Genomic DNA, 2401 nt, shown 5'->3' with positions numbered 1-2401 from the left:
TGCAACAGGCCGCCGTCGAGCTGCGAGCGTCAGCGGAGACCCTCAAGGCCGAGTTGGGCCGGGTGTTGCTCAAGTTGGAGCAGGTGCAGGACGACACGATTCAGCAAGCCTTGATGCCACAAGCGCCTAGCCAACCGACGATGAGCGAGGAGGAACAGCAAGCAGCACTGGCGCTATTACGGGCACCGGACCTGTTGGGCCGGGTGCTGGCGGACTTCGAGCAATGCGGCATCGTCGGTGAGGCGACCAACAAGCTGACGGCCTATTTAGCGGCCACCAGCCGCAAGTTGGATCGGCCGCTGGCGGTGGTGGTGCAATCGTCCAGTGCCGCGGGCAAGTCGAGCCTGATGGACGCGGTACTGGCGTTCATGCCACCGGAAGAGACGGTGCGCTACTCCGCCATGAGCGGGCAAAGCTTGTTCTACATGGGCGAGACCAATCTCAAGCACAAGATACTGGCGATTGCCGAAGAGGAAGGCGCGAGCCGTGCCAGCTATGCCTTGAAGCTGCTGCAATCGGATGGTGAGTTGACGATGGCCAGCACCGGCTCCGACGCCAATGGCAATCTGGTGGCGCAGGAATACCGGGTGGAAGGCCCGATGAGCCTGTTCATGACTACCACGGCCATCGACATCGACGAAGAATTGCTCAACCGCTGTTTGGTGCTTAGCGTGGATGAAGGCCGCGAGCAGACGGCAGCGATTCACCGACGGCAACGCGAACGGCGCACGCTGGAAGGCTTCCTGGGCAAGGAAACCAAGGATGCGGTGCTGGCGTTGCAGCGTAATGCCCAGCGTTTGTTGCGTCCCTTGGCGGTGGTAAACCCGTTTGCAGACCAGCTGACCTTCCTGGACGACCGCACGCGGACGCGACGCGATCATGAAAAGTACCTCTCCCTGATCGACACAATCACCTTACTGCACCAGTACCAACGCCCGATCAAGAGCTTGACGGTAGGGGATCGGCAGATTGACTACGTGGAAGTGACGCCGCAAGACATTGCACAGGCCAATACGCTGGCGCATGAAGTGCTGGGCCGCAGCCTGGATGAATTGCCACCGCAGACGCGCAAGCTCTTAGCCTGCGTTCAACAGCTGGTGCGCGAGCGTGCCGGCACGACGCAATTACTGGTGCAGGACATCCGCTTCAGCCGCGCCGAGGTGCGTCACGCCTGCGGGCTATCGGATACCCAATGCCGCCTACATCTGGATAGGTTGGCAGCGCTGGAATACCTGCTAGTTCATCGTGGTTGCCGTGGGCAAAGCTTCGAATACGAATTGCTGTTTGATGGTGATTTAGCGGCGCACAGCCCGCAATTGGCCGGGCTACTGGATGTAAACCAGCTGATGGCTATAGGTACGACAGACAGTTCGCGGGGGGTAGACCCCCAGTTCGCGGGGTCAACGCGGCCCCAACACGGCCCCAACGCGGGGGATATGCGGGGTGCTGATTCATACGAATCGCCAGACGCCACCAGGGTTTTAGCGGAAACGCCGGTTTCTGACGACGAAATAAGGGTGGGGGGGTATGCAAACACCCTTGAGCCGGTCGTGGTCGTACATCCCTTAGCTCACTTGCCGGTGTTGCCGGTAGAAGGCGCGGGCTATGCCGCGTAAGGGCCAGAAACTCAAGACGCGCCATCGCGCACCGACCAAACCACAAGTACCACGGCGTCAGGTGGCCGACCCGCTGGCGCATCACCCGATGCTGGCTTACATGGCGGCGCACTTCGACTACCTGCGGGTCAAGGGTTACTCGGAATACACGGTGAAGGCCCGTCACGGCAGCCTGCGCCGCTTTATTACTTGGTGCGATGAGCGCGGACTGATGCAACCGGCAGACATCACCAAGCCGGTGCTGGAGCGTTACCAGCGCTATCTGTTCTATTACCGTAAGGCGGATGGCCAACCGCTGACCCATGCCAGTCAGGTGGGCTGCCTGGGGCCGCTCAAGACATGGTTCAAATGGCTTGCCCGAGAAAACTACCTCTTGTTCAACCCGGCCAGCGAAATCGACCTCCCCAAGCCCTCGAAAAGGCTACCGCGTGCATTGCTGTCGGTGCAGGAGGTGGAAGCGATCCTGGCGCAGGCGGAACCCGATACGCCGTATGGATTACGCGACCGGGCTTTGCTGGAATTGCTCTACAGCACCGGATTGCGGCGGCTGGAGGCGTCAAATCTGGCCTGCTACGACGTGGACCTGCACCGTCGGCTGGTGATGGTGCGGGAAGGTAAAGGCCGCAAAGACAGGGTAGTGCCGTTGGGACAACGGGCGCTGGCTTGGCTGGATCGTTACCTATTGGACGCCCGCCCGCAGTTGCTGACGGTGGATGAAACGGCGCTGTTTCTGAGTGACTACGGCGAGCCGATGACACCGGCGCATATCTCGCTGAAGGTGAAGA

2 protein-coding genes are annotated in these 2401 nt (G+C 60.7%); both read left to right on the top strand.

All coding sequences use genetic code 11. From position 1 onward, the window contains the following. On the top strand, positions 1–1616 hold a 1616-nt coding region (locus CSQ89_RS21080), incomplete at its 5' end, for a hypothetical protein (RefSeq protein ID WP_308418198.1). Continuing rightward, positions 1606–2401 (top strand): tyrosine-type recombinase/integrase (locus CSQ89_RS21075; protein ID WP_099407932.1); only part of this gene is annotated, 796 nt, incomplete at its 3' end. The genes CSQ89_RS21080 and CSQ89_RS21075, both read left to right, overlap by 11 nt.

Source organism: Chitinimonas sp. BJB300, from assembly GCF_002735695.1.
Lineage (GTDB): Bacteria > Pseudomonadota > Gammaproteobacteria > Burkholderiales > Chitinimonadaceae > Chitinimonas.
The sequence above is the reverse complement of the archived record's forward strand: the minus strand, read 5'-3'. Positions and strand labels throughout refer to the sequence as shown.